Annotated in this window: 28 protein-coding genes, 1 tRNA gene and 1 pseudogene; 24 read left to right on the top strand and 6 right to left on the bottom strand. The window is 50.3% G+C overall.

Annotation, left to right across the window (positions count from 1 at the left end):
* Positions 1–49 precede the first annotated feature (49 nt).
* From FOI68_RS03655 to FOI68_RS03640, 4 genes and pseudogenes are all read left to right on the top strand, one after another.
* Positions 50–1096, top strand: coding sequence for a glyceraldehyde-3-phosphate dehydrogenase (locus FOI68_RS03655; RefSeq protein WP_035300605.1), 1047 nt, complete (start codon positions 50–52; stop codon positions 1094–1096).
* 106 nt (positions 1097–1202) lie between these two features.
* A pseudogene (locus FOI68_RS23880) lies at positions 1203–1341 on the top strand (IS21 family transposase); the annotation flags it as partial.
* Positions 1342–1916: 575 nt separating this feature from the next.
* Positions 1917–2402, top strand: coding sequence for a hypothetical protein (locus FOI68_RS03645; RefSeq protein WP_143862359.1), 486 nt, complete (start codon positions 1917–1919; stop codon positions 2400–2402).
* A 30-nt stretch (positions 2403–2432) separates the two neighbouring features.
* On the top strand, positions 2433–3341 hold the full coding sequence (locus FOI68_RS03640; RefSeq protein WP_143862358.1) for a sigma-E factor regulatory protein RseB domain-containing protein: 909 nt from the start codon (positions 2433–2435) through the stop codon (positions 3339–3341).
* 152 nt (positions 3342–3493) lie between these two features.
* Here FOI68_RS03640 and FOI68_RS03635 read toward each other — a convergent pair whose 3' ends face one another.
* Complete coding sequence (locus FOI68_RS03635) at positions 3494–4624, bottom strand: HD-GYP domain-containing protein (protein ID WP_143862357.1); 1131 nt, start codon at positions 4622–4624, stop codon at positions 3494–3496.
* Between the two features lie 138 nt (positions 4625–4762).
* Between FOI68_RS03635 and nrdR the strand changes: the two genes are divergently transcribed.
* The 3 genes from nrdR (at position 4763) to dnaI (ending at position 8121) form a co-directional block, all read left to right on the top strand.
* On the top strand, positions 4763–5239 hold the full coding sequence (nrdR, locus tag FOI68_RS03630) for a transcriptional regulator NrdR (RefSeq protein ID WP_029097707.1): 477 nt from the start codon (positions 4763–4765) through the stop codon (positions 5237–5239).
* 485 nt (positions 5240–5724) lie between these two features.
* The gene (locus FOI68_RS03625; RefSeq protein WP_029097706.1) at positions 5725–7176 is read left to right on the top strand and encodes a replication initiation and membrane attachment family protein; all 1452 of its coding nucleotides are present in this window, start codon (positions 5725–5727) and stop codon (positions 7174–7176) included.
* A gap of 6 nt (positions 7177–7182) precedes the next feature.
* Entirely contained in the window at positions 7183–8121 is a 939-nt protein-coding gene (dnaI, locus tag FOI68_RS03620; RefSeq protein WP_035300599.1) for a primosomal protein DnaI, read from the top strand.
* Here the strand turns inward: dnaI and FOI68_RS03615 are convergent.
* A complete protein-coding gene (locus FOI68_RS03615) occupies positions 8103–8735 on the bottom strand; it encodes a YdcF family protein (protein WP_035300598.1) in 633 nt (210 codons plus the stop codon). The two genes, dnaI and FOI68_RS03615, sit on opposite strands and share 19 nt — an antisense overlap.
* Before the next feature lie 436 nt (positions 8736–9171).
* Here FOI68_RS03615 and FOI68_RS03610 point away from each other — a divergent pair.
* Positions 9172–9247, top strand: a tRNA-Ala gene (locus FOI68_RS03610).
* Between the two features lie 113 nt (positions 9248–9360).
* Here FOI68_RS03610 and FOI68_RS03605 read toward each other — a convergent pair.
* From FOI68_RS03605 to FOI68_RS03595, 3 genes are all read right to left on the bottom strand, one after another.
* Positions 9361–10545, bottom strand: coding sequence for a tyrosine-type recombinase/integrase (locus FOI68_RS03605; RefSeq protein ID WP_143862356.1), 1185 nt, complete (start codon positions 10543–10545; stop codon positions 9361–9363).
* A 281-nt stretch (positions 10546–10826) separates the two neighbouring features.
* A complete protein-coding gene (locus FOI68_RS03600; RefSeq protein WP_143862355.1) occupies positions 10827–11120 on the bottom strand; it encodes a hypothetical protein in 294 nt (97 codons plus the stop codon).
* A gap of 277 nt (positions 11121–11397) precedes the next feature.
* The gene (locus FOI68_RS03595) at positions 11398–11829 is read right to left on the bottom strand and encodes a helix-turn-helix domain-containing protein (RefSeq protein WP_185973860.1); all 432 of its coding nucleotides are present in this window, start codon (positions 11827–11829) and stop codon (positions 11398–11400) included.
* Between the two features lie 184 nt (positions 11830–12013).
* Between FOI68_RS03595 and FOI68_RS03590 the strand changes: the two genes are divergently transcribed.
* The 15 genes from FOI68_RS03590 to FOI68_RS03520 all read left to right on the top strand — a co-directional run bounded on the left by FOI68_RS03590 (position 12014) and on the right by FOI68_RS03520 (position 22170).
* Positions 12014–12196, top strand: coding sequence for a helix-turn-helix domain-containing protein (locus tag FOI68_RS03590; protein ID WP_255433366.1), 183 nt, complete (start codon positions 12014–12016; stop codon positions 12194–12196).
* Positions 12197–12363: 167 nt separating this feature from the next.
* Positions 12364–12654, top strand: a complete 291-nt coding sequence (locus tag FOI68_RS03585) for a hypothetical protein (RefSeq protein WP_143862352.1) — start codon at positions 12364–12366, stop codon at positions 12652–12654.
* 20 nt (positions 12655–12674) lie between these two features.
* A complete protein-coding gene (locus FOI68_RS03580) occupies positions 12675–13043 on the top strand; it encodes a helix-turn-helix domain-containing protein (protein WP_143862351.1) in 369 nt (122 codons plus the stop codon).
* Positions 13040–13285 (top strand): hypothetical protein, encoded by a 246-nt coding sequence (locus FOI68_RS03575; protein ID WP_143862350.1) that lies wholly within the window; start codon positions 13040–13042, stop codon positions 13283–13285. Before FOI68_RS03580 ends, FOI68_RS03575 begins: the two co-directional genes overlap by 4 nt.
* On the top strand, positions 13272–13730 hold the full coding sequence (locus FOI68_RS03570; RefSeq protein ID WP_143862349.1) for an ArpU family phage packaging/lysis transcriptional regulator: 459 nt from the start codon (positions 13272–13274) through the stop codon (positions 13728–13730). Before FOI68_RS03575 ends, FOI68_RS03570 begins: the two co-directional genes overlap by 14 nt.
* Positions 13714–14166, top strand: a complete 453-nt coding sequence (locus tag FOI68_RS03565) for an ArpU family phage packaging/lysis transcriptional regulator (RefSeq protein WP_143862348.1) — start codon at positions 13714–13716, stop codon at positions 14164–14166. The genes FOI68_RS03570 and FOI68_RS03565 overlap by 17 nt, the downstream gene beginning before the upstream one ends.
* A 27-nt stretch (positions 14167–14193) precedes the next feature.
* Positions 14194–14838 (top strand): hypothetical protein, encoded by a 645-nt coding sequence (locus FOI68_RS03560; protein WP_143862347.1) that lies wholly within the window; start codon positions 14194–14196, stop codon positions 14836–14838.
* On the top strand, positions 14835–15095 hold the full coding sequence (locus FOI68_RS03555) for a hypothetical protein (RefSeq protein ID WP_143862346.1): 261 nt from the start codon (positions 14835–14837) through the stop codon (positions 15093–15095). The genes FOI68_RS03560 and FOI68_RS03555 overlap by 4 nt, the downstream gene beginning before the upstream one ends.
* A 189-nt stretch (positions 15096–15284) precedes the next feature.
* A complete protein-coding gene (locus FOI68_RS03550) occupies positions 15285–15617 on the top strand; it encodes a hypothetical protein (RefSeq protein ID WP_143862345.1) in 333 nt (110 codons plus the stop codon).
* Between the two features lie 15 nt (positions 15618–15632).
* Entirely contained in the window at positions 15633–15839 is a 207-nt protein-coding gene (locus tag FOI68_RS03545) for a hypothetical protein (protein ID WP_143862344.1), read from the top strand.
* A gap of 79 nt (positions 15840–15918) precedes the next feature.
* Positions 15919–16566 carry an HK97 family phage prohead protease gene (locus FOI68_RS03540; protein WP_185973859.1) on the top strand — a complete coding sequence of 216 codons (648 nt, stop codon included), beginning with the start codon at positions 15919–15921 and terminating at the stop codon, positions 16564–16566.
* Positions 16563–17117, top strand: coding sequence for a hypothetical protein (locus tag FOI68_RS03535; protein ID WP_143862342.1), 555 nt, complete (start codon positions 16563–16565; stop codon positions 17115–17117). The genes FOI68_RS03540 and FOI68_RS03535 overlap by 4 nt, the downstream gene beginning before the upstream one ends.
* Positions 17118–17496: 379 nt before the next feature.
* Positions 17497–17640 (top strand): zinc finger domain-containing protein, encoded by a 144-nt coding sequence (locus FOI68_RS03530; protein WP_370512101.1) that lies wholly within the window; start codon positions 17497–17499, stop codon positions 17638–17640.
* Between the two features lie 109 nt (positions 17641–17749).
* Positions 17750–21349: a phage tail tape measure protein gene (locus FOI68_RS03525; protein WP_143862341.1), complete on the top strand. Its 3600-nt coding sequence runs from the start codon at positions 17750–17752 to the stop codon at positions 21347–21349.
* A 158-nt stretch (positions 21350–21507) separates the two neighbouring features.
* Positions 21508–22170 (top strand): hypothetical protein, encoded by a 663-nt coding sequence (locus FOI68_RS03520; protein ID WP_143862340.1) that lies wholly within the window; start codon positions 21508–21510, stop codon positions 22168–22170.
* 83 nt (positions 22171–22253) lie between these two features.
* Here FOI68_RS03520 and FOI68_RS03515 read toward each other — a convergent pair whose 3' ends face one another.
* The gene (locus FOI68_RS03515; protein ID WP_143862339.1) at positions 22254–22475 is read right to left on the bottom strand and encodes a DUF2188 domain-containing protein; all 222 of its coding nucleotides are present in this window, start codon (positions 22473–22475) and stop codon (positions 22254–22256) included.
* 347 nt (positions 22476–22822) lie between these two features.
* Between FOI68_RS03515 and FOI68_RS03510 the strand changes: the two genes are divergently transcribed.
* On the top strand, positions 22823–23224 hold the full coding sequence (locus tag FOI68_RS03510; protein WP_255433354.1) for a helix-turn-helix domain-containing protein: 402 nt from the start codon (positions 22823–22825) through the stop codon (positions 23222–23224).
* Positions 23225–23233 lie beyond the last annotated feature (9 nt).

Here is a 23233-nt window from a genome sequence, read left to right as displayed (position 1 = left end):
AATAAAAGTAAGGATTAGTGTAACTCAATGTAGGAAGGGGTTTCTAATTATGACAATCAAAATCGGTATTAATGGTTTCGGACGCATCGGACGTATGGTTTTTCGCCGCGCTGTTCAGGACCCCAACATCGAGATCGTTGCCATCAATGCCAGCTATCCCCCTGAAACACTCGCTCATCTGTTGAAATACGATACCATTCACGGGCGTTTTCCCCATAAAGTGGACGTGCAGGACAACCAGATCATCGTAAACGGCAGGCCGACTGTCGTGCTGTCCGACCGCGACCCGCTCAATCTGCCGTGGGGCGAACTGGGCGTGGAGATCGTCGTGGAGGCCACCGGCAAGTTCAAGGACCGCGAAGGCGCCGGCAAGCACCTGAAAAGCGGCGCGAAAAAGGTGGTCATCACCGCGCCGGCCAAGGAAGAAGACGTGACTATTGTCATGGGCGTAAACGAGGAGATTTACGACCACGAGAAGCATCACATCATCTCCAACGCCTCCTGCACCACCAACTGCCTGGCGCCGGTGGCCAAGGTTCTGCACGACGCGTTCGGCATCGAGCAGGGCCTGATGACGACGGTTCACTCCATCACCAACGATCAGGTGAACATCGACAACCCGCACAAGGACCTGCGCCGCGCACGCGCTGCCGGCGAATCGATCATTCCGACCACGACCGGCGCCGCTCGTGCTGTGGGCAAGGTGCTGCCGGAGCTGAACGGCAAGCTGAACGGCTTCGCCCTGCGCGTCCCGACGCCGAACGTCTCCGTCGTCGACCTGGTCGTCAACACCAAGAAGCCGGTGACCGTGGAAGAGGTGAACCGCGTGCTGCGCGAAGCGAGCGAAGGCAGCATGAAGGGCTACATCGAATTCTGCGACGAACCGCTGGTCTCCAGCGACTTCAACGGTAACGATCACTCCTCCATCATCGACGGACTCTCCACGATGGTGATGGGCACCAACCAGGTGAAAGTGATCGCCTGGTACGACAACGAGTGGGGCTACTCCTGCCGCGTGGTCGATCTGGTGCGCCACGTGTCCGAGGATCGCAACCGCACCCGGACGAAAGAGGCGGCAGCCGTAGCCGCGAACTAACCTGCCCGTAAACAGCGAACCCCCTGGGACCCTTGCGGAGTCCAGGGGTTTTTTGCGAACGTGCAAGACAAGGGGTAAATCATCTTGAATGATGATAGGGGGACTTCGTCTTCCGAAACAGGTTCCCGCTGTTCTTCGCTACGAGACGAAACTTGGTGAATACGCCCAGATTGACTGGGGGTTATCATGTAGCTCTGGATGGTTCAGTCCGAAAAGTGCCGGTATTTGTCATGGTTTTAGGATACCTCGTGCCACTCATATCCTCTAACCAACAAAAATTCGCAGGTTAGATGTAAACCGTCGATGGTGGACAAAGATCACGCATCAAGACGATTCGTTCAATCCTGTCAAAGAATAAAACAAGGGCCCGCTGAACAGATTCAAACTTCATTGGCCACATGGGATTTGCCTCGTTTTCATCGAAATCATGTACAAGGAAATCAATGTTCGAAATTCCTTTCCTGGAACGGATATGGCTGTATCCATACGCCTCTGTGCTTGATAACCAATTACTAATCCTAATATTTTTTTGGACGTTTGGCGGCAAGTAGGATAAAGAGAAACGTTGGAGCAAACAAGGGAAAATAGGGTATTAAGGCAATTTTGGTGAGGGAAGGCTCCGGGATTTTTTCATCTTCTGGTACCATCAGATTTTATCTGGAAAAATTCCTGGTTTCAGAATTGTTTGCTCAGTTTGAAAACTGTTCATCAAGCCCTAAATAAAGCAAATATGTGACAAAATTTTGACAAACGATGGGTGTGTCACCCTAAATATTTGAAATTTTTGGTATTAATGCTATAATTGTTAGGTTAAAAAATTATGGGCGGTGTTACAATCTTAGCCATGCTTTCTGTATTGTTGGCACCGGGAGCCTCTGCGAAAACGTATACTTGCGACAATGATCCTGTTTCTGGTTCCGGTTGTAGTGATTACAATGGAAGTACTTTTGTTTACAAAAGTAATCAAAGCAGTAGTTATAACGACGATCATAGATTAAGTACGGCACAAGATGAAGATGATTATTATATCTGGTACTTCGATGAAGCTACAGCCGGGACTCCTGAAGTGTATGTTTATTTAAATAGCGCCTCTTTTACTAACAGAGAAGCTCATTATTACCTTGGAACTACAGATCCATACACGTCTGAATATGTGGGCGCTGTCAATCAATATACCGCAGATGAAGGGTGGAATTTTGTTGGGGATGACGTTACTGTTAGTGGGGATGTTGAGTTGATGGTCATAGCGTATGATTATGATCGAAGCGGGGATACTGGAGCGGATGCTGCACGATTGGTTTATTAATGAATGTAAAACAAGTAAGGAGGGCATATAATGTCAAAAAAAATGATGATTGCCGGCTGCACAGGTATATGTTTACTACTCACTTCAGTCGCCTATGGCTCTAGTGGAGATACAGGAAATGCTCCGTCTCCCGCTTCAAATGAAACCACGGTTCAGCAAAAATCAGAAATACATTCCGCACGTCAAGATATTACCGCTGCGGAAATCCGGGATAAAATGCTCAACGCCATTGATTATTATACCACCATTCAAGGAGCTTATCGAATCATTCAAAAGCCAATTGGCGTCGATGAGGTTGTGGAATTTGACGTATCCATAGGCGATACACCCGGGAGCTACGTAAAAGTGAAAAGCAACGTGACAGGGAAGCAGAGTGAGCACATATCAAATGGGGAGACCATGATCCATTTATACGAACAGGAAAAAGCATTTGTCAAACAGCAGAAAATAAAAAAGGTGACGAAGGAAAGCAAAATCCAGAAGGGCCCCCGCTACTATAAAGATGAAGAGGGAATCCCTGTATATAAATACAGAAAAGACCCATCGCATGCAGAAAGGGCTCACGATGTCATCTTTCCGCAGGCTTATGGTTTTTGGCTCTATCGGTACCCGCACGAAATTGTGGGAACGGAACAATATCTGGATCGAACGGCAGTCGTACTTGAAGGAACTCTATCCGGGACACTGGCAGAAAAACACCGGGCGAACACATTCAAGCTATGGGTTGATCAGGAAACGGGAGTGTTGTTAAAACTGGTTGAGACAGATGATGAGGGAACCGTAATGAATCAGATGGAAGTGCTTCGTCTGTCAATTGACAAAGGCGCTGACACTTCCAAGTTTCAGATTATAGAACCGAAGGGATGGAAGGATATAAGTCCTGTTTTGAACAAGGAAAGGGAGGTACGAGTGGGTCCAAGCGGCAAGGAAGCTGAGTAGCGTTGAGAGACCTGCCTCCGAAGTCGGGGGCAGGTTAGTTTTCGATAGAGGCTTTTCTGTAAAACGAAGAAGTCATGGAAGAAAGTTGGGGGCCCCCGCCCGGCTCAGCGTTAGGTATAGCCGGGTGGGGTTTATTATGGGAAGGAGACGTTTCAATTTGCACTGTTTTGCGTAAGCCCTTCCAGCGAGAACAATTCTTCGTCTTCAAAGCCGACGATGAACAGGTTGATCTGCGACTTCAGATCCAGTTCGTACGGCACGCGCACGTCGTTGCCGCGGCCGTCCTTCAAGACACGGACGGTGGGGCGGTGGCAGTAGTCCGGGTCAACCCGGCAGACGACACCCACCTCGCCGGTGTTCAGCACGACGCTGCTGCCGATCGGGAAGACGGCGATGTGTTTGCTGAAGGCTTTGATCAGATGGTGCTCAAACAGGTGTCCGCCCGCCCCGAACAGGTATTCCAGCGCGTCCTGCGGCATGTACCGCTTTCGCCAGGGGCGGGGAGACGTGAGCGAATCGTAGACGTCGCAGATACCGACGATCTGCGCGTACTCGTGAATGTTCTTTCCTTTCAACCCCTGCGGGTAACCGCTGCCGTCCAGCCGCTCGTGGTGCTGCAGGCAGACGTGGGCGGACAACAGTGAGATGTCGTGCTGCTTGCGCAGGAGGTTGAAGCCCAGCATCGTGTGCTGCTTGGCGATCTCCTGCTCTTCCTCGTTCCAGCGCTCCTGCTTTTGCAACAGCTCCGGCGGAAGCTGCACCTTGCCGATGTCGTGCAGCATCGCCCCGATGCTCAACTCCATCAGTTGGCTGCGGCTGTAGCCGAGCGACATGCCGACCGCGGCCGCCAGTACCGCCACGTTGACCGAGTGATGGTAGAGCGAGGGCGAATGGGTGGAGATGCTGGTCAGATGGAGCAAGAGCTGCTGGTTGCCCATCATGTCGTCCAAGATGGAATTACAGGCCTGCTGAAAGAGAAGCCCCATTTCGTTGAGCGAAACCTTCCGGGCCAGCTTGTTCGAGTTGGTGATCTGCTTGACTGTTTTGACAATCGCTTCGACGGCTGTCTGGCGGGTTTCCGGCCGGATGACGTCCTCCACGACGATGTCTTCCGTACGCTCGTCTTCAATGTAGAGCGAGTCGATGCCGGAGCGGGTCAACCCCTGAATCAGCCGTTCGGTAAGGGTGACGCCTACCCCCAGTAACGTTTTCCCGTCTTCGGTAAAGATCGTGCGGCCCACCTTCATCCCGGGGCGGGCTTGTTTTATTGAAACTAACCGCATAGGAATCCCTCCAACCTGTACCCAAATTGTACTCCATTTGGCTTAGACGTGAAATAGGTACAAGGATTGACTTGACTTCCGGCGGGAAATTGAGGGACACTGAATGAAAGTACCGTCATAATTGGAGTTGATTCCGCGATGCGCTGTCCGTTTTGCGATTACAATGGGACCAGGGTACTAGATTCCCGCCCCTTTAACAATAACAAGTCGATTCGCCGCCGACGCGAATGCGAAAAATGCGAACGCCGCTTTACCACGTTTGAGGTGGTGGAGGAGACGCCGCTCTTGATCATTAAAAAAGACGGAACCCGCGAAGAATTCAGTCGGGAAAAGGTGCTCCGCGGCCTGGTGCGGGCCTGTGAAAAGCGGCCGGTGCCGCTGGAGGTGCTGGAGAACGTCGTCAACGAGATTGAGAAGGAACTGCGCAGCAGCGGTCAGTCGGAAATCCCCAGCAAGGACGTCGGGGAAAAAGTCATGGAGCGGCTGTACCACGTCGACGAAGTGGCCTATGTCCGGTTCGCTTCCGTCTACCGCCAGTTCAAGGACATCAACGTGTTCATGAAGGAACTGGAAGAACTGCTGGCCCAGGCGCGCGGCTCGGGTCAGGCGGAGTAAGGCAGCGGGGAAGGGGAGGACAAGCCTTTCCCGCAAATCGCTGCGTCGCTTGGTAGGGATTCGCCAGTCGCTCTGTCTGGAAACATGCTTCTCCTTTGAAACATTCGATACAATCGGGCCAAGACGCCCTTGCGATGAGCAAGAGCGTCTTTCCTGCTGTCTTCAAACCCCATTCGTTCGGTTTTCAGAGAGCCCCTTTCCCGATTGCCGCGTGCACGTTCTGCTTTCGTTCGCGGAGGGCAGGACGGCGGAAGGGCGACCTTTTTGGGCTCCGCGGTGGCAGGTCGGTGGGCTTCGTTTTCGGCCAAAGCGCTCACTTCTTGGGCGGGACGAGTTGAGCGGGGACGAACTGTTTCACCCCCCTACGCGCGTCCCGCCGTTTCGGGTACGGCGGCGGCGCGTGCTCTTCCAGCCACTGTCGTATCTATCGCCGGCCGGACATGATATAATAGGGAAACCAGACTAGTCAGGAAGGAAAAGGATCAATGCCTCGTCTCGTGTGGAACGAATTACTGCCGAAAGATCGATATCTGGTGCGGCTGGCGCGTCCGCTCAGCTTTGCCGAAATGGGCTTCGTCACCCAGCTCTACCTGCCGATCATCGGTGTGGAGTCGTTTTCCCTCTACCAACTGCTGGTGCACGAGGTGCAGGAGGCGAACGGAGCGGCGGTGGAAAGCACGCACCGCAGCCTGATGCTGATGACCGATCTCTCGCTGGACCGCCTGCTGGCGGCGCGGGAGCGGCTGGAGGCACTGGGCCTTTTGGCCGTCCGCAGACGGGAGAATCGGCAGCGGGACTACTTTTACGAATACCTGGTAAAACCGCCGCTGACGCCAAACGAGTTTTTTGCCGACTACGTGCTGTCCGTGATGCTGCTGAACAAAATCGAAAACGTCCGCTATCAGCAGTTGCGGCAGCGGTACGCCGACCCGCTGGGGGCTGCTCTGGAACAGGAGTACCCGGTGGCGGAGACGGTGACCAAGGATTTTTACGAAGTGTTCCAATCGTTGAAACCGTCCGAGTTGGAAGTGCACAAAGGATCGGAGCGGGAACAGTTTCTCGCGCAGATGGAAACCCGCTATCCGGCGTCTCCGATGCAGTCAGGTTTTGAAGCGGCGGTCCATCACCCGCTCGGGGCTTCGTCCCTGCGCCACTACCTGCCGGACAACGCCTCCCCGGACAAGGTCTTCTCCGGGGAAAGCGTGGAGTTTTTGTACAAGCTGCACCACTTCTACCAACTGGACAGTTGGGGATTGGGGCAGGAGTTGCGCGACTGGACCCTGTACAAGCCGGACGGCAGCCTGGACATGGACGTCCTGCGCAAGCGGCTGGTGCAGCGCTACACGGACGACAAGCTGCACCGCACGCCGGCGGCCCCTGCCCCAGGCGACGACGAGTGGGGGCCGGGCCGCCTGCCGGAACCGGGCAGCGAAGCGTTTGCCCGCGCCTGCCGGCAGCTCTCGCCCCTCTCCCTGCTGGAGCGGGTGGTTGGCGGCCGGGTGAGCCGGGTCTTTTTGGAACGGGCGGAAAACCTGGTGTTTGGCGACGGCCTGACCGTCGAGGTGGCCAATGCGCTGCTGCTTCACACGCTGCAGAGCATGCAGATGGAACTGCCCAAAGCCTACATGGAGACGATCCGCGACAGTTGGAAGGCGAAGCGGATCACGACCGTGGACGAAGCCGTCCGGCAGATCCTGGAGCGCGCCGACCAGCGGGCGCAGCACGCGGAGAAGGCGAAGCGGCCGAAGCGGGAAACGGACACCGCCGTTCGCCGCGGCGGCCGCCCCATCCTGCAGGACAAGCTGCCCGCTTCGGTGGAATGGCAGCTTTCGCAGGAGCGCGAGCCCCAGGAGACGGTCAAAGGACAGTCCATCCAGGACGATCCCGAGTTGAAAACCATGTTGGAATCGCTGCGCAGACGGCAGAGAGGAGTGTGATGAGGGATGGAATCGATCAGCCAATTCATGCAGGAACTGGCCAAGCGGACGCCGCGCCACCTGCTGACGCCGGATCAGCAGTTGGACAAGATGTTTCGCTCCTCCGCCTATTTGCAGTCGTTTCAGCAGGCACACCCGGACCTGTCCCGCGACGACTACCTGCGGGCCCTGTCCAGCGTCTACACGGCGGTAAAGGAGCAGTACTGGTGTGAGCACTGTCCCGGGCTGGAGCAGTGTCCCAACCTGGTCAAGGGCCACCGCAGCCAGCTCAGCGTGAGAAACGGCGCCATCGTCAGCGCCATCTCTCCCTGCGACAAGCAGCAGGCGTACGAGGAAGACCTGCGCCGCCGCCGCTTGATGCGCAGCTACTACGTCTCCGAGGAGACGATGGCCGCCAGCTTTGACCGGCTGGAGCTGGACCAGGCGAATAGGGCGGCCGTGGCGGCGGCCATCCGGTTTTGCCAGACGGTCGGCAGCGGCGAGCGGGTAAAAGGACTGTACCTGCACGGGCCGTTTGGCGTGGGCAAAAGCTACATCATGGGGGCGATCGCCCGCGAGCTGTCGGAGCGCAACATCGCTTCGCTCATGGTGTACGTGCCCGATTTTGTCCGCGAGATGAAGGACTCGCTGTCCGACCAGTCGTACGCCGGCAAACTGGAGATGCTGAAGGAAGTGCCCGTGCTGATCCTGGACGACATCGGCGCGGAAAACCTCACGCCCTGGGTGCGCGACGAAGTGCTGGGCGTCATCCTCAACCAGCGCGTCAACAACCACCTGCCGACGCTGTTCACCTCCAACTACTCGCTGGAGGAGCTGGAGGAGCATCTCTCCATCTCCAACGGCAACCGGATCGAACGAACAAAGGCGGCCCGCATCATGGAGCGGATCCGCCATTACGTGGACGTGTATCTGATCATGCGCAAGAATCAGCGCATCGAAAGCTGACTTCCCAGATACGAGAGGCGCCATTTGGTGTACGCCAGCACCTCTCGCGCCAAGTGATACGGCCTGTACAGCACGTTGGACTTCACCCCGACGGGATGGGCGGATATGCCCAGCGCTTGCGCCATGTCCATCGCCCGGGCGAGGTGATAGTCGTGGCTGACGACAAGCGCGCTGTGCAGGCCGTTTTGCTGCATGACCTGCCGGCTGAACAGCAGGTTTTCGTACGTGTTGGTCGCCTCGGACTCCATCAGGATGCGGTCTGCCGGCACGCCCTGCTCCACCAGGTAGCTGCGCATGACCAGCGCCTCCGTCACGCCTTTTCCGTCACCCAGTCCCCCTGTGACGATCAGGGTGGGCACGTATCCTTCCTTGTACAACCGCAGCGCCAAATCCAGCCGCTCCCGCAGCCCCGGACTGGGCTGGTCTCCCCACACGGCCGCCCCCAGCACGATGGCCGCGTCCGCTTTTTGCGGAGCGGCGTTGCGGCTCGTCTGATCGATCCGCCACAGAACGTACCCGGACCACAGCGCGGCCGCCGCCAGGCAGACGGCCGACCAGGTGAGCAGGCGTTTTTTCCAGGGGTGTACGGTTGGGATGGTTGATGTCGGTAACATGGGTTTCCTCCGGTTGTCAGGGGTTTTGAGCGTTTATTGATGTTGCTCGGTGTTCGCGATCCGCTTGCCCATCGTTTTTTCGGGCGGTGTGCTTATGTTCGTGCTTCAGTCCGCCGCGCTATGAATGGATGATGGCGAGTTGATTTCAGGGCAGCGGTGTTCCTATGTACATATACGGATAAGCGGGCCGGTCCGTTACGCTTGGTGGGCACATGCAGGGGGTTGGTGGATGGCGGGGGAGAGGTGACGGTCAGGTATTTATAGCGGCGAGGGAGGAGGCGTATCAGAAGGTCGTTCATCGGGTTTCGGGCAGAACATTTTCCGTTTCGCCAGGGTGAAAAATTTTTTTAAAATCCTATTGATCTTTGAAGAAGGCATGTGCTATAATCAATCTCGTGGTAAGGAACGAGATGTTCCGAAGAAGATAACGAGATACGGGGCATTAGCTCAGCTGGGAGAGCGCTACACTGGCAGTGTAGAGGTCAGCGGTTCGATCCCGCTATGCTCCACCATAACACAAAAGTAAAACCCTTGATTTATCAAGGGTTTTTTGATTATTACAGTGCTTGTATATTGAGTAGTACAGCAGTGAAATATCGAGACTGTTGACGGATTGTTGACGAAATTATCTAACCTTCCTCTTTAAATCGCTAAATGCACCCGCTGCGCGTTTATTCATCTCTTTGAGGAAGTGCGTATACAACTCACCTGTAATACGAATATTTGAGTGCCCTAGAAGCTCCTGAATATCTTTCAGAGAATAACCTTTGTAAAGAAGATAGGTCGCATAAGTATGTCGTAAACCATGGAGAGATACTTTTTTCTCATTAAGCCCATGTCTTTTTAAGAATCGGGTAAACCAGGTTGTGGGTGTATCCGGGTAGGTAGGCAGGCCATTCGATTGACCAAAAAGGAGCATCCGTTCCCCACCCTGCCATTTATCACCCAGACCGATTTTGTTTTGTCTCACTTCGTTAGCAAGCTGACGAATGAGTGGCACGACCTCTGGAGTCACTGCAATCGACCGTTTAGACTTCTTCGTCTTGACTTCTTTGATGATTACTTCTCGCCCTGCCTTCACAGCGTTATCACGAATGTCTATGAACAGAGTGTCTTCGCCGTCGAGTTTTTCCCATCGCAGATGTTTGTTTATGTCAATTGCCAATAGTTCTCCTCGGCGCATCCCTGTAGTAACTGCAAGCTCAATGAATGTTCGCCATTTCAAAGGCTCGTCTGTTAATTTCTCAAACATTCGTATGAGCTCGTCCTCTACAAAAATTTCTTTCTCTTTGGTATCAACCTCAGGTTTTTTAATTCCTGCAACAGGATTGGATTTAATCAGCTGCCACTCAACAGCCCGTTCAAGCACATCCCGCAGGACTCGGTAGATATAGCGACGTGTTGTACTGGATAATACACCGCCATCTTTACGCATTCCCGGTTCAGCCAGCTTGTCAAAAAAATTTACAATCTGAATGGTTTTAACCTGATCGATCCGCAAGTGACCGAAAACCGGTAATATATGATTTTTTAAATAGCTGTCATAGCTATCCAGTACCGTGGGGGAAAGGTTTTTCTCCCCGTGTTTTTTACGCCACTCCTCCACAAACGCGGCGAAGGTCATCTTCTCAGGTGCGATATATTCCCCGGCTTCAACCTCAACAACAAACTTAGCCAGTTCCTTTTCTGCTTCCCGTTTAGTTTTACAACGGACAGTTTTTGTCCGCTTAATCCGTTTGCCGTTTGCGTCATAACCAGCTTCGACGACGAGCAGCCAAGAGTTTTCACCACGCTTCTGAATGCTTGCCATGTAAACCAGTCCTCCTTTGTTTTTGATGGGATAAATGAGGAGTTTTCAGTTACCCTCAAAATGAGGGGTACTGACGGGTGTTTGTGGTTGAGCAACTTTGCGCAGGCATGACTGGACGGCCTGTCCACCCATACACGAAAAGGTATCCTCAATTTTGAGGAGTCCTAAAAGCTTAGGAGTCTCCAAGTTTGGAGATACCTTACTTCCGATCCGGGAACAGTATGACAGCATGTGCTGATGGTCGACATTAGTGAGAGCCAGCACGCTACATCTAATGCTTATTAGGTATTTGTCTGTACAAGCCTTTTGTTTCGTTTAAAGTTCTTAGACACAATCTGGTGCAACTCATCAATAGGGCTTTGTTTTAACACTGCAGAAACATCCGAACTGGTTATTTTACGGCCATCTACACGAAATCCGAGATCGTTCATTATTTTCGCCACTTCATTGACGTTCTCGTGGAGTGCATACTCATAAATTACTCTGGTTTCAAAAGTGGCTGGTTGGTATTTTTCTACCAGGTTGACGTAGTGCTGTAGCTCAACGATTAATTTTTTTGCATCAGATAATTTCATTCAACTATTACCTCCTTGAGCAATGCCTTAAATGGGGGATTCACTGTCTGTACTCCACGTAGAGTACGGTCACGCGAAAACCCTTATGTATCAAGGCTTCGGGGACACTGTACTCCACGTAAGGTACAGTCACCACCGTCCTTCACGTAGAGTACGGTTCCGTACTCCACGTAGGGTACAGATCTGTACTCCACGTAGAGTACTAAGAAAGAAAATATTAAAGAAAATATTAAAGAAATATACTCGTGACACGTCACTCGTATGGAGAGTGATTTTTTTATTTCTCTGAAATACGATCCCGAAACAGAGCATCAAGATATGCAGTGATTAGCTGCTTGTCCTGATCAGTAAGCTTGTGGCCGTGATAGGTGATGTCTGGTTGATGGAGGAAATTGGATAATTCCTTTGTTTGATCGTTGTCACCTATCCAATCAGCGAGATTTATTTTTCCTTTCTCTAAATCCTCGTCATCATCACCTATCCAATCGGCTAAGTTGATGTGACCTGCCTTGATCATTAGCTCACCGTGGGACACACCTAAATGCTCATGAAGTTTCCTGAGGATGTCTGGCGATGGCAGTTTTTCTCCTTTCTCTATTTGCGAAATATAAGAATTAGAAACGCCAGAAACGTCCTCTAACTGTCTGATTGTTAAACCTCGTTTTTTTCGCAAACTCCTGAGATACTGCCCGAACTCTATCTGATCCACCAAAATCACTCCTTTTGTAGCTGATTATATACTATTGTGGGCAAAGCTAGTTAATTTATTTATTTTGCTTGCTAAAGTGAGCGGAAGTGAGTTATATTTAGAAGCAGATGGGTTATATTTTTTTTACCATCTTGCCCACTAAAGTGGGCAAACATACATCAGGAGGTGAATGCGAGTGCAACGCATGACTGTAAAGGAGGCAGCTCCATACATCGGTGCGTCCGAGTACAAGCTGCGCGAAATGGTGCGAAAGAAACAGATTCCCGCTTACAGAGTCGGTAACCGAATCTTCTTTCGCAAAGCCACAATTGATGAATGGATTGCCCAGCAGGAGCGGGAGAACTTCCAGAAAAGTGTCGGTCAATAGTAAACCGCACAACGTCACATGAAAAACTCCTTGACCTAAAAAACGCTAGATATCGACACATTTTCTAGGTCAGTGTTCCATCGGGTAGGAGAACTATTGCCAGAAATGTAACCGCTGAAAACGTAAGCGGTAGACTGCAAAATTCGCCAAAGAAAGGGGTGTTAGAAATGTACTCTGCAGAGGAAAAAGAAACCGTCTGTGTTTACGACTACATTGATGACTCATGGGACGTGTATACCTGCGTGCAGCGTCACATGACAAAGCTACGGAAGATTGCGGAACCGTACTGGGAAGAAAAAGTCGGCAACCGCGTGACGGCTGCCAAGTGGAAGCTAAAAGGCAATCAAGTGCGTTTTGCTGTTGAGATCGTTTCAAAAATGACACCAGAGCAAAAAGAAGCATCTAGGTCACGGATGAAGCAATATCACCAAAAACGCAACGAGATTGTCACGAAATAAGAATCATAGGCGGTGAAAAAATGAGAGGTTCGAGAGGGAGAACAAACAGAGCAATCAGCCCAGCAGTAATCGTTCATACACCGCAAGTTGTTGATAGGAGTCCAGGGCAGAACGATGATCCAGGGCAACTAATTCAAAAGTTAGCAAAAGAAATGGCACAAGCGCTAATGCAACAACAGCTACAGCCGGAACGGAACCGTAAAAACACACTCACGGTGAAAGAAGCGCTTGAAGAAGTCTTTGAGAATTCCATTTCGGAGTACAAGCTCTACGCTATGTTGCGGGAGGGGAAGATCCCTCATGTGAAAATCGGGAGCAAATACCTCCTGCGCCGAGACACATTAGAGGCATGGATGAGACAACAGGAGGAAATGGGGGCTGGTTTATGATTCGAACCAATGGGATGGATGACGCCATAAAGAAAGCCCGCTTTGAAATTGCCGCCAGATTCAAGGAACTGGGCATCAAGGATGAAAGAGAGATGGTAGCCTATATATCTCGCAATGCAAACGTGAGAACTGATAAAAGGCCAACCTTAAATGATTTACTGTCTTTGCTTCACAAAATGGAGCGAGAGCTTAAATCGTTGCAGCAAGTAACCACTTGGGGGCCAGTTCATGAAATTCATTGATTCCATTCCTGCTACTGAAATGAAGGTTATTCGAACATCCGTAGAAGCTGCGATGGAAAAATACCGGCTGTATAAGTATCTGATGTTTGATGAGCGTGTTACTAGGGTGACAGCATCATACGAACCTTTCTTCCACTCCAAGACAAACCAGAAAAGTGATCAGACTGCATCTGTCGCCATTCAAAACGTGGATACTCAGGCGGAAAGGGAGGCGTACTGCAAGCTAATCGAACGAGCAGTTGATCAATTGCCAGAGAAAGAGAAGTTCCTTATCACAAAGCGGTACTTGGAAGATGATTATATTTTAGACTACCAGGTCTACAGCTTTTCATTTGACCCACCTATCAGTGAGTTCACCTACTACAAGATTAAAAATAGGGCCATGTATAAATTGGCGCTAATGCTTGGGCTTGTAAAGGAGGAAACAGATGAACACCATCGATAAAATTTCGACCGCTGATAGAAAAGCTATCCGTAAATCAGTTGAATCTGCACTGGCAAAGTACAGAATGTACAAGTACCTGACCTACGATGAGCGCGAAGCAACGATCACGGCCAATTATGAGCTGAGGGTAGGGGGATCATCAAACATTCCTAGTGATGGCACCGGTACTATTGCGATCCATAACGTAGACGGCCAGGCAGCGCGCCGCGCGTACTGCGAACAGGTAGAACGGGCAGTGGACCGACTCCCGCGCATGGAAAAGTTTTTGATCACTGAGCGTTATATGGGCGCTGATAGTGAGTACATCACCGACTACAGTGTATATTGCCATCGGTTTGATCCACCGATCAGCGAGGGGACTTACAGCAAGATTAGAAACAGGGCTATGTACAAACTAGCGGCCATGCTTGGCATTCTTAAGCACGAAGTGAACTGATTTCATTGTGAAAGGCGGTGCAGCGCGATGCACATTCAGGAAATTGAAAAGAGGGCAGCACAACTTAAAAAACAACTGGGTGGGAAGATTTTTGCATTCCCCGTAAACGAAGCCGATCCGTTTTCCAAATATGCTATCACGATGGATTTGGGTGGGGGCCACTTTAAGACATACCCGAAGCCGATGACCATTAATGAAGTTGCTGCCTGCATTAAGATGCTTCTGGAGGGGCTGAAAGAAGAAGGGGTTAATGCTGACTATTCGCGAGATGTTCGGTTCATCTCTTACCAGGCTCAAATGGACGCTCCAGACGTGACGATGCGCCGGCTGAAAAAGTCCAACGTCGACAAACCACTGATGGAGAGCGGCGTGGATGTCATGCCGCATCCAGACGATCCAGAAACAATGCTTTTCTCCGCGCGCGGTATTGTCAAATTCAGCTTGCTTGAAATGCTTGATAAAAACCCGAAGGGCGCTCGGTTCATGGATGAATATTTCAAGCTCTTGGCCTTACGACGATACGGTAAAACGGCTGCAGCTATCAGGCAGGAAGTTCGACGGATGAGCAAGTCGGAGGCGATCCGCTGGGTTGAGAGGACGTATGAGCGGTACATTTCAGACAGTCAGGAAATTATGAACATCGTGCGATTGATCGGCGGTGCGAGTCTATGAACCATAGTAAACGCACCATCTGGCAGGCCGTTAATTCCGAACACGGCGACCGCCTGGTACAGATCACTCAGGAACATACCAGGTTGGCACGAAGCTTGATCATCGATCGTGATCAACTGTCGGTCGAGGAAGTGGAGATTTACAAAGCGCGAATCGAGCAGTTGCGTAAGGAACGGGAGTCAATTTTGCAGCAGTTCGAGAATGTGGAGGTGGGGCCATTTGCAGATGAACGATTCATTACAACGCAGACTTATTAAACTCGCAAAGCGGTACATAAAAGCCGCCGAGGAGTACAAGCGTTTAAAGCAACTTTATGACAGCAAGCCGTTCCTGACTGAAGAAGGGTTTAGAAAGATCGAGGCCAGAATGGCCAGGTTGAATAAAGAGTGCGATCACTTCGATAAGGAGATCCAGCTAATAAAACATTTGAGTGGGGAGGTGCGAAAATGAAAGAGATCCTGCTAGAAACGTGGGCGGGCAGCAACAAAAACAAGTACTTTCAGGCTATTTTGCTGGAAGATAGATACGCTATTTTTAGCCGGATGGGCATTGTGCAGATGACTGAAGTTGAACCGGCGAAGGAGGATGGGGTTTATAAGCCTACGGAGTCGAGATCAAATTACACGTTTTTCCTAGGTACTGGTGGACAAAGTATCTCAGTTCTAGAGAAGTACGCCATGCGGATCATAGAATTGTCAGCATTTGAATTGTTGACCAGGCATTACGATCCTGTGGAAGAAGTGTTTTTCATACTCAGCGATAAGAAGCCGAACTTCTAAGGAGGCATGATCATCTTGTCAAACATTCAAAGAGAAATCGCTGCCAGACTGAAAGAGAAGGGGAATCCTAGGTTGGAGGCAATTTTCGATCTATGCTCAGAAAAAGCAGCAGATGTTGACGGGAGAAAAGTTGTCCGATTTGAAAAACTGGCCGAATACCTTGGGCTGGATCCAAATGATTGGCTGAATGAAATACAAAAAGCCTCCACTACGGAAAAGTGAAGGCACAAGAAATTTACCATTTGTCCGTAGCAATTGTACCATAGCCGCTGATTTTGTAAAGGGGAAAGGGGGTGATTGTTTGGAAAAAGCAATTTATGGTATGGCGATGCCGTTTAATGACAGCTATTGGGAATACGATCATGAAAATAAAACCTTTGTTTTTGACAAAACGAACCGGGAGGCCGTGGTGATCGATGGGCTTGTCGGAGCAACCGTGGATCATGATTTTTCTCGGACGATCGGCGTTACCGGTGAGAATCTTTTCCTTCAAGCCAACGAAAGAGGCGTCTTTTTTAAACTGATTCCGGATTCGCCGTTCGGTCATAGCACCTACAAGAAAGTAAAGCGGGGGGCATTGCGGTATTGTAGTTGCATGTATTTCGTAAGAAGCGCTCGCCGGAACTATCAAGCAGAAGATGAGGCCATGATGCAGGCACGCTCTTTCGGTGTACAGGAAAAGGTGATCGTCCGAGAATACCGAAGAATCATCCTTTTCGAAATCTGTCTGACAAATAACCCGGCAAATAAATCAACATTCTGCACGACAGATGAAAACCATCCTTTACTGCAGGGGGTGACATGGGAAAATACCTTGGATGGTAAGCCAAGAATGAAGTTGGAGAATCGACAACCGTTCCGGCCGCTTCACATCGAAAAGATTGAAAGAGAAATATCTGAAATCGAGCGAGAACTCAAGGAATTAGAGGAAAGGATTGAACAGTTATGAATCTGGAAGCAAGGATCAATGAAGAACGCTTGCGGGCTGCGGAACAGTTGGACGAGCTGCGAAAGGAAAATAAGAGGGACGAGGAGCTTTTAGCTGAACAGAAGCGGCGGTATCTCGAAGCGGTGACCAGCCAGGACAGCAAAGCGATTGATGAAGTCAACTTACAGATCAAAGAAATAACGGAACGGATCCAGCGCCGCAAGTACATGATCGATGCTTTGTCCAATCGCAACAACCCAAACATTCAGCGGATGATTAGTGAGAAAGTAGCTGAATGGATTGAGAGGCTAAAAGAAATCGACAAGAAAGCTGCAGCTCTACATCAGGAACTAATGCCGCAACGAGAGAAGCTGCTTAAAGGCCTAGCTGAATTGAATGATTTGAACAATCAGGCTTATAGATTAAAGCACGCAATCAACCACTACAATGAGCAACTGAATAGCTCGAACAGGGAGCGACTTGGCTTACGTAAATACGGAATTGACGGGTATGAAATCCACAAGTACATTAACCCGCTTTTGATCGAGCGCGGCAATGTATACAAGCTATAGGCACGAATGAGGTGAAGATATGAGAGGCATGTTCATGCAACAAGTTCGGGACGCCTATATGGCTCATATAAAAAGAGCGCACCGCCCGGAATCATGGAGCTGTATCACAATGTTCTCATGCGAAAAGATGAGATTATGCAAGCCAGACAAACATCGCGTATGAATGCGAAACACAGCAGTAAAAGTCTGGATTCTATTCGAGCAGACCTCTTTTCACTAGAGACACAGATTGTTTTACTGGAAGCCGATATGTTGCTGTGGAGATTGGGGAAGTGAACATAGCCCCCCTACCCTCGAAATTGGGAGGCTATTGTCTAGGGACCGGCGCGGCCCCCTTCGTTTTCAGCGCGGGACACTTTTTACATGAAGGGGGGTTACGATTATTAAAATAAAAATTCTCGAAGAAGTCAGGTGCAAAAAATGCAACAAGCTCCTGGGGAAGCTTAGCGGCGTTGCCGAAATTAAATGTCCTAGATGTGGCACCTGCAATATGTTCTTCAATTCAAAAAAAGAGGATCAATGAATCCCATTCTTTGAGGCTCATGAAGCCCTAACCGCATTTTGCGTCGCGGTCAGGGCTTTTTCTTTTGGCTTTGACGTGAAATGCGAGTCTCTATAAGGATGTGATTCATATGGCAGACATTGAAGTCGGCGATCTCGTCGCGAGGATTACGCTGGATGACACTGGGATTGACAAGTCTCTTGCACAAATCCAGCGTGAAATGAAGTTGGTTGCCAGCGAGTTTGAGAAGGCATCAGCCAGCTTGGAGGCGTTTGGCAGTGAAGAAGATAAGCTCCGCGCTAAGAGTGACCAGCTCACCAAGCAGATAGCCCTGCAGGGGCAGCGAGTAGAACTGCTTCGGCAAGAGTTCAAGAAAGCAGCTCAAGAAAAAGGCGAGGACGCGGTCGCCACGCAGAAGCTGGCCACACAACTGAATAAAGCCGAGGCAGCCCTCGCCAAGATGCAGGCCGAGCTCAAACAAGTCAACAAGGAATTGGCCGATCAGCCTTCCCGGATGGCGAAGTGGTCGAGCGGTCTAAAAGACTTCGGCAACCATCTCCAGGCGGCCGGACAGGAGATCGCTACATCATTCGGCGTGGCCGGGGCAGCCATTAGCGCAGCATTGGGTTATGCAGTCAACACGGCAGCCGATTTCGAGGCCCAAATGGACCGGGTTGGGGCGATTGCCGAAGCGAGCTCTGCCGAACTGGAGGCCATGACAAAAACGGCAATGGAGCTGGGCGCCTCGACCAGCAAGTCAGCCAGTGAAGTTGCCCAAGGCATGGAAATGATGGCCGCGATGGGCTTCAAAGCCAACGAAATCATCGCGGCCATGCCTGGGGTGATCGCAGCAGCAGAGGCGTCTGGTCAGGATATGGCCCTTGTGGCCGATACCATGGCCGTGGCTCTGCGATCCTTTGGGCTGGAGGCTTCTCAAGCTACCCATGTTTCGGACGTTCTGGCTCAAACCGCCAATAAGTCGGCCGCGAACATCGAGGGCATGGCATATGTCCTCAAGTACGCTGCAGCCCCGGCCCATACGCTTGGTATGTCTCTCGAAGAGTTGGCAGCTTCTGCTGCAATCATGGCCGACGCTGGTATCCGTGGTGAGACAGCGGGTACAACATTGCGCTCCGCCTTGCTGAGCCTGACGGCACCAAGCAAAGAGGCATCCAAAGAGCTTGAAAAACTCAAGGTAAGAATTACGGACGCTCAGGGCAACATGCACCCGTTTGCGGACATCATCGCTCAGTTGAAAACAGGCATGCAGGGTTGGGGTAATGCGCAGAAGGCCGCCGCGCTGGAAACCTTGTTCGGCAAAGAGGCTGTCTCTGGAATGATGGCCGTTATCGAGGCTGGCCCCGAGAAAATACGAGCCTTAACTGCAGAGTTACAAAACTCCACCGGGGCTTCTGCGCAAGCGGCAGCACAGATAAAAGACAACCTCAAAGGCGCTCTGGAGCAATTGAGCGGCGCCTTTGAAACCATGCAGATCACCATTGGTAACGCACTCATTCCCGTCATCCAATCACTTGCCGGCGCCTTACAATCCGTTGTCGACTGGTTCAACCAACTCGACCCGTCCGTCCAGCAGTTTATCGCACTGTCGGCGGCAGCCGGTGCCGCGCTCCTCACCCTGATCGGAGCCTTCGGAGCTGTCATGGCAACGGTCGGTTTGGCTTCGTTAGGTTTGGGAGAGCTCGGGATTTCCCTCTCAACGGTTGCAGCTGCTATCCTGCCCGTTACGGCTGCAATCGCCGGATTAACGGCCGCGGGGGTTTTGCTGTATCAGAATTGGGACACGATCAGCAAATACGCGAAAGTCGCATGGGACGGCATCGTCTCTGTCGTTAAACCTGCAGTCGATGAGGTTGCATCGTTTATCACCAAGACATTTGGCGACTTGGCTACCTGGTGGAAAAGCATTTGGCCTGATTTGCAAGTGGCGTTCATGAACATCTGGAACGCCATTCTGGCCTACACCCGCCCCACACTTGAGACGATAAAAGCTGTCTTTGATGCAGTGTGGCCGTACATTAAGAACATCACTGTGGCAGTGTGGGAAGCAATCAAAGGAGTAATCACCGCTGCCATCAACGCCATTAAGGGTTCTATGGAGTTGTTCATCGGTGTGTTTACCGGGGATTGGGATCGAGCGTTGAACGGCGCCAAGATGAGCATTCAGGCTGGTTGGGATGCCATCAAGAGCATTTTCAGCTCAGCGATCCAAGTGATTCTGAACATAGCTGGCGGGCTGGTATCTGGGATTGCAGCTTACTTTGGGCAAATCGGCAAGCAGATGGCTGGTTACGGCGGCGACATTGTTAAAGGGTTGGGCGAAGGCATCCAGTCGATGGCGACTTGGGTAAAAGAAAAAGTCCTTTCGCTTGTAACAGCGATCTCTAACACAGTAAAGGAATTCTTCGGCATCGCCTCACCATCTCGACTGATGGCCGAATACGGTCGTTACATCGTTGAAGGGCTGTGGGAAGGCATCCAATCGATGGCCTCTTGGATAAAGAGCAACGTAACTCAATTTGCCTCCAACATCGCCAACACCCTCAAAGAGTTTTTCGGTATCGCCTCGCCTTCCAGGCTGATGGCCGAGTATGGGCGGTATATTGCGGAAGGACTCGCAATCGGGATAGAACAAAACAAAGGCAAGCCCATCCAGCAAGCCGATCTTATGGCGCAGGCGATCAACGGTGCGCTTGGCAAGCTGCAAAATGAGTTGAAACTGACTGCTCAGATCGCACAAGCCGAGTTTGACCTGATCGCTGCCAAAATGCAGGATTCAGGATCAGAGAGTGAAACACTCAAAGCAAAGTATGAACTGCTGACCCAGCAGCTTGACATCCAGAACCAGACGGTCGCCGTGTTGCGTCAGGCCTACGAGGATATGAAGGCGACCAAAGGAGCCAACATGGAGGAAACCCAAAAGCTGTACCTGGAACTGCTGAAGGAGCAGACCGCTTATCAGGGCCTCAAAAAAGAGTTGCAAGAGGTTGAGCAGCAACTAAAGAAAGCGACTTCGGCAAAAATAGAGTTTCTGCAGGCAGACGGGAAAAACTTCTTCCGGAACGACAACGGCCACTGGGTGGAGATTGGTGACACTGGTCCGTACAACCCTGTGATATACGATGATGAGGGAAAAGTGGTGAGCAGGATCTCGGATTGGCTCGATACCTCCAATAATGGCGGCGGCGAAGAGAAAAGGGACAAAGGCCGCAATCCTACGGATCCCAACGATAAAGACTACAAAAACGATGATCGCTACACCTGGGATGAGGATAAAGGTAGATGGTGGGATAACGAGGACGGAGGCTGGGAAGGTAGCGACATATTCGACTCGTTCAAGAGCGAGACGAAAAAAGCAGCCAAGGATATTGGTGACTCGATCAAAGATGTTTTCGACAAAGTGAAAGACGCATTCAAGTTCCCCGGCCTTGCGACCGGTGGCACCGTCACAAAATCCGGATGGACGTGGGTTGGTGAGAATGGACCTGAACTGCTTCGTCTGCCACGTGGGGCTCAGGTGATTCCGAATTATGACATCCCTCGTGTCGGAGGCGGCTCAAGTGTGACGAATAACTTTCAATTTGATGTCCATATTTCTGGTCCAGTGTATGGTATATCTGATCTTAAAGAGAAAATCAGGCATGTCATAAAGACTGATACTTTGCCAATCATCACCCAGCAACTACGGCAGCCTGCACGGGCTAGAGGATAAAAACATTCGAAGCGGCGGCTATATAGTCGCCGTTCTCTTTTGTTCCAAACGACACTGATTGAGATGCGATGCCTGGGCTGAAGGCATCTTGGAAGGTAAAATAGGGAACGAGGCGAATGACTTTATGTGTTATAGACTAAGACATACTGGAGGTCAAGATGGATATTAGAAGCATTATTTCTAGCCCTATTGACTTAAAAGCAATCCTTGAATCTGTTGGCATAGAAGAAGGGACTATTCTCTATGAAGTTTTTGAAGCGGGAGTATTTTTAGCTCCATATATAGGTAAAGCGTTTCAGTTTCAAAAATTTAGGCGTTTGGAAAAACGACTCCAGGAACATGAACACCTGCTTAAACAAATTGAAGGTTCGCTTAGCAAACCAAACATCGACATTGATTTCATTAAAGAAAGAGTTTTCCCAATCGTTTTTGAAGATTTGCTTGAAGAGCACGACGATATGAAGATCCAATACATTCTGAATGGATTCAAAAGTGTACTCGACGGGCCTATTTATGACGAAGAAAGAATCTTGGCCTATTTTGATACTTTACGGGGACTTCGTTATTTAGATATCAGAAGGTTGGGCTACTTCGCAGGCTTGGACGAAATATATCCAGAGGGATTTTATTTTATTGGAAGTGAGATGGACGCATTGGTCAATTATGCTGATTCGAAGTTGGCAAATTTGTCACTCATCTATGTAATGAGAACGTGGGGGTATATTGGAGGTGAAGGGCAGGAATTATCAAGAGAAAATGTAAAGTTGAGTCCCTATGGTGAGTATTTTATAAAGTTCATAAGCAATGTTGAGGATGAATAGAGTCTAAATTGCACCCACGCGGTGCTTTTTCTTTTTCGAAAAAAGAACCACCGGCGAGGGTGGTAAAACATAAATAATCGAGATTAACCTTTTGGAGGATATGGATCGTTGCCGTAACTATCTCTATCACGAATCTGCCCATTCGGACGGTGGATAATTACGTCTGATCCTTGATTTTTAGCGATGTCCTTTGCTTTCTCAATTGCTTCCTTTTGGGTGTCTGTACGGACTGTAGCCTTTTTATTGCCCGCCCCCTTTACTTGCCATCCACCATCCGGATGCGGAGTTACATGTTGATTGGGCACATTTTCACCTCCCTTCTTTTTACAAATTTCTACATGTAGGAGGGCTTTCCTGTATGAGGAGGTGATCCTTTTATTGCGTCACCAACATGGGATAACAAAAGACAATGCTGCCTTGACGATCAGACGGCAAACGCCGCCTTCGGGAATTGACGTTCGTTTCTTGGATGCCTCCCTGCGAAGGTATTCCCAACTTACGGATACCTTTGCAGTAATCAATAACAGCCTTGCTGGGATTGGCACAGTTGAGTGCCCTTTCCACAAAAGGTTTTCCGTTTACCTCAATTATCCTGACATAGGAAATGAATACGGTGGCTAACTTTTTGAAGAGTAGATAGGTAGATAGGAAGGTGGTACATTTGAAACGGGGTGCTAGAATGGTACACAACTTTCTAACAGACAAACAAATTTCAGAGATTGAAGAGCGTTTAAAGTCCATGCAAAAGCTAATGATGATTGATGTGGATACTCTGATTAAAGAAGTGCGTGCATACCGGGAGCTATTGAAGGAGTACCAGTATGAAAAGGAAAAAGCGGAGCTGAGGAAAGAATTAGGGCTACCAGAAGTAGATGACGATGTGCTGAAAAATTATGATGATATCCTTACTCCCAAGGATATTCAAAAGATACTGGGGATAAGCCTGAATCATGCTTACGAATTAATACACTCGGGTCAGTTTCAAGTAATAAAGATCGGTCAAAGATACAGGATTCTAAAAAGTGTATTTGTGGAGTGGTTAAAGGGACAATAGTTACTCGGA

Source organism: Brevibacillus sp. LEMMJ03 (assembly GCF_007197875.1).
Classification (GTDB): domain Bacteria; phylum Bacillota; class Bacilli; order Brevibacillales; family Brevibacillaceae; genus Brevibacillus; species Brevibacillus thermoruber.
The sequence above is the reverse complement of the archived record's forward strand: the minus strand, read 5'-3'. Positions and strand labels throughout refer to the sequence as shown.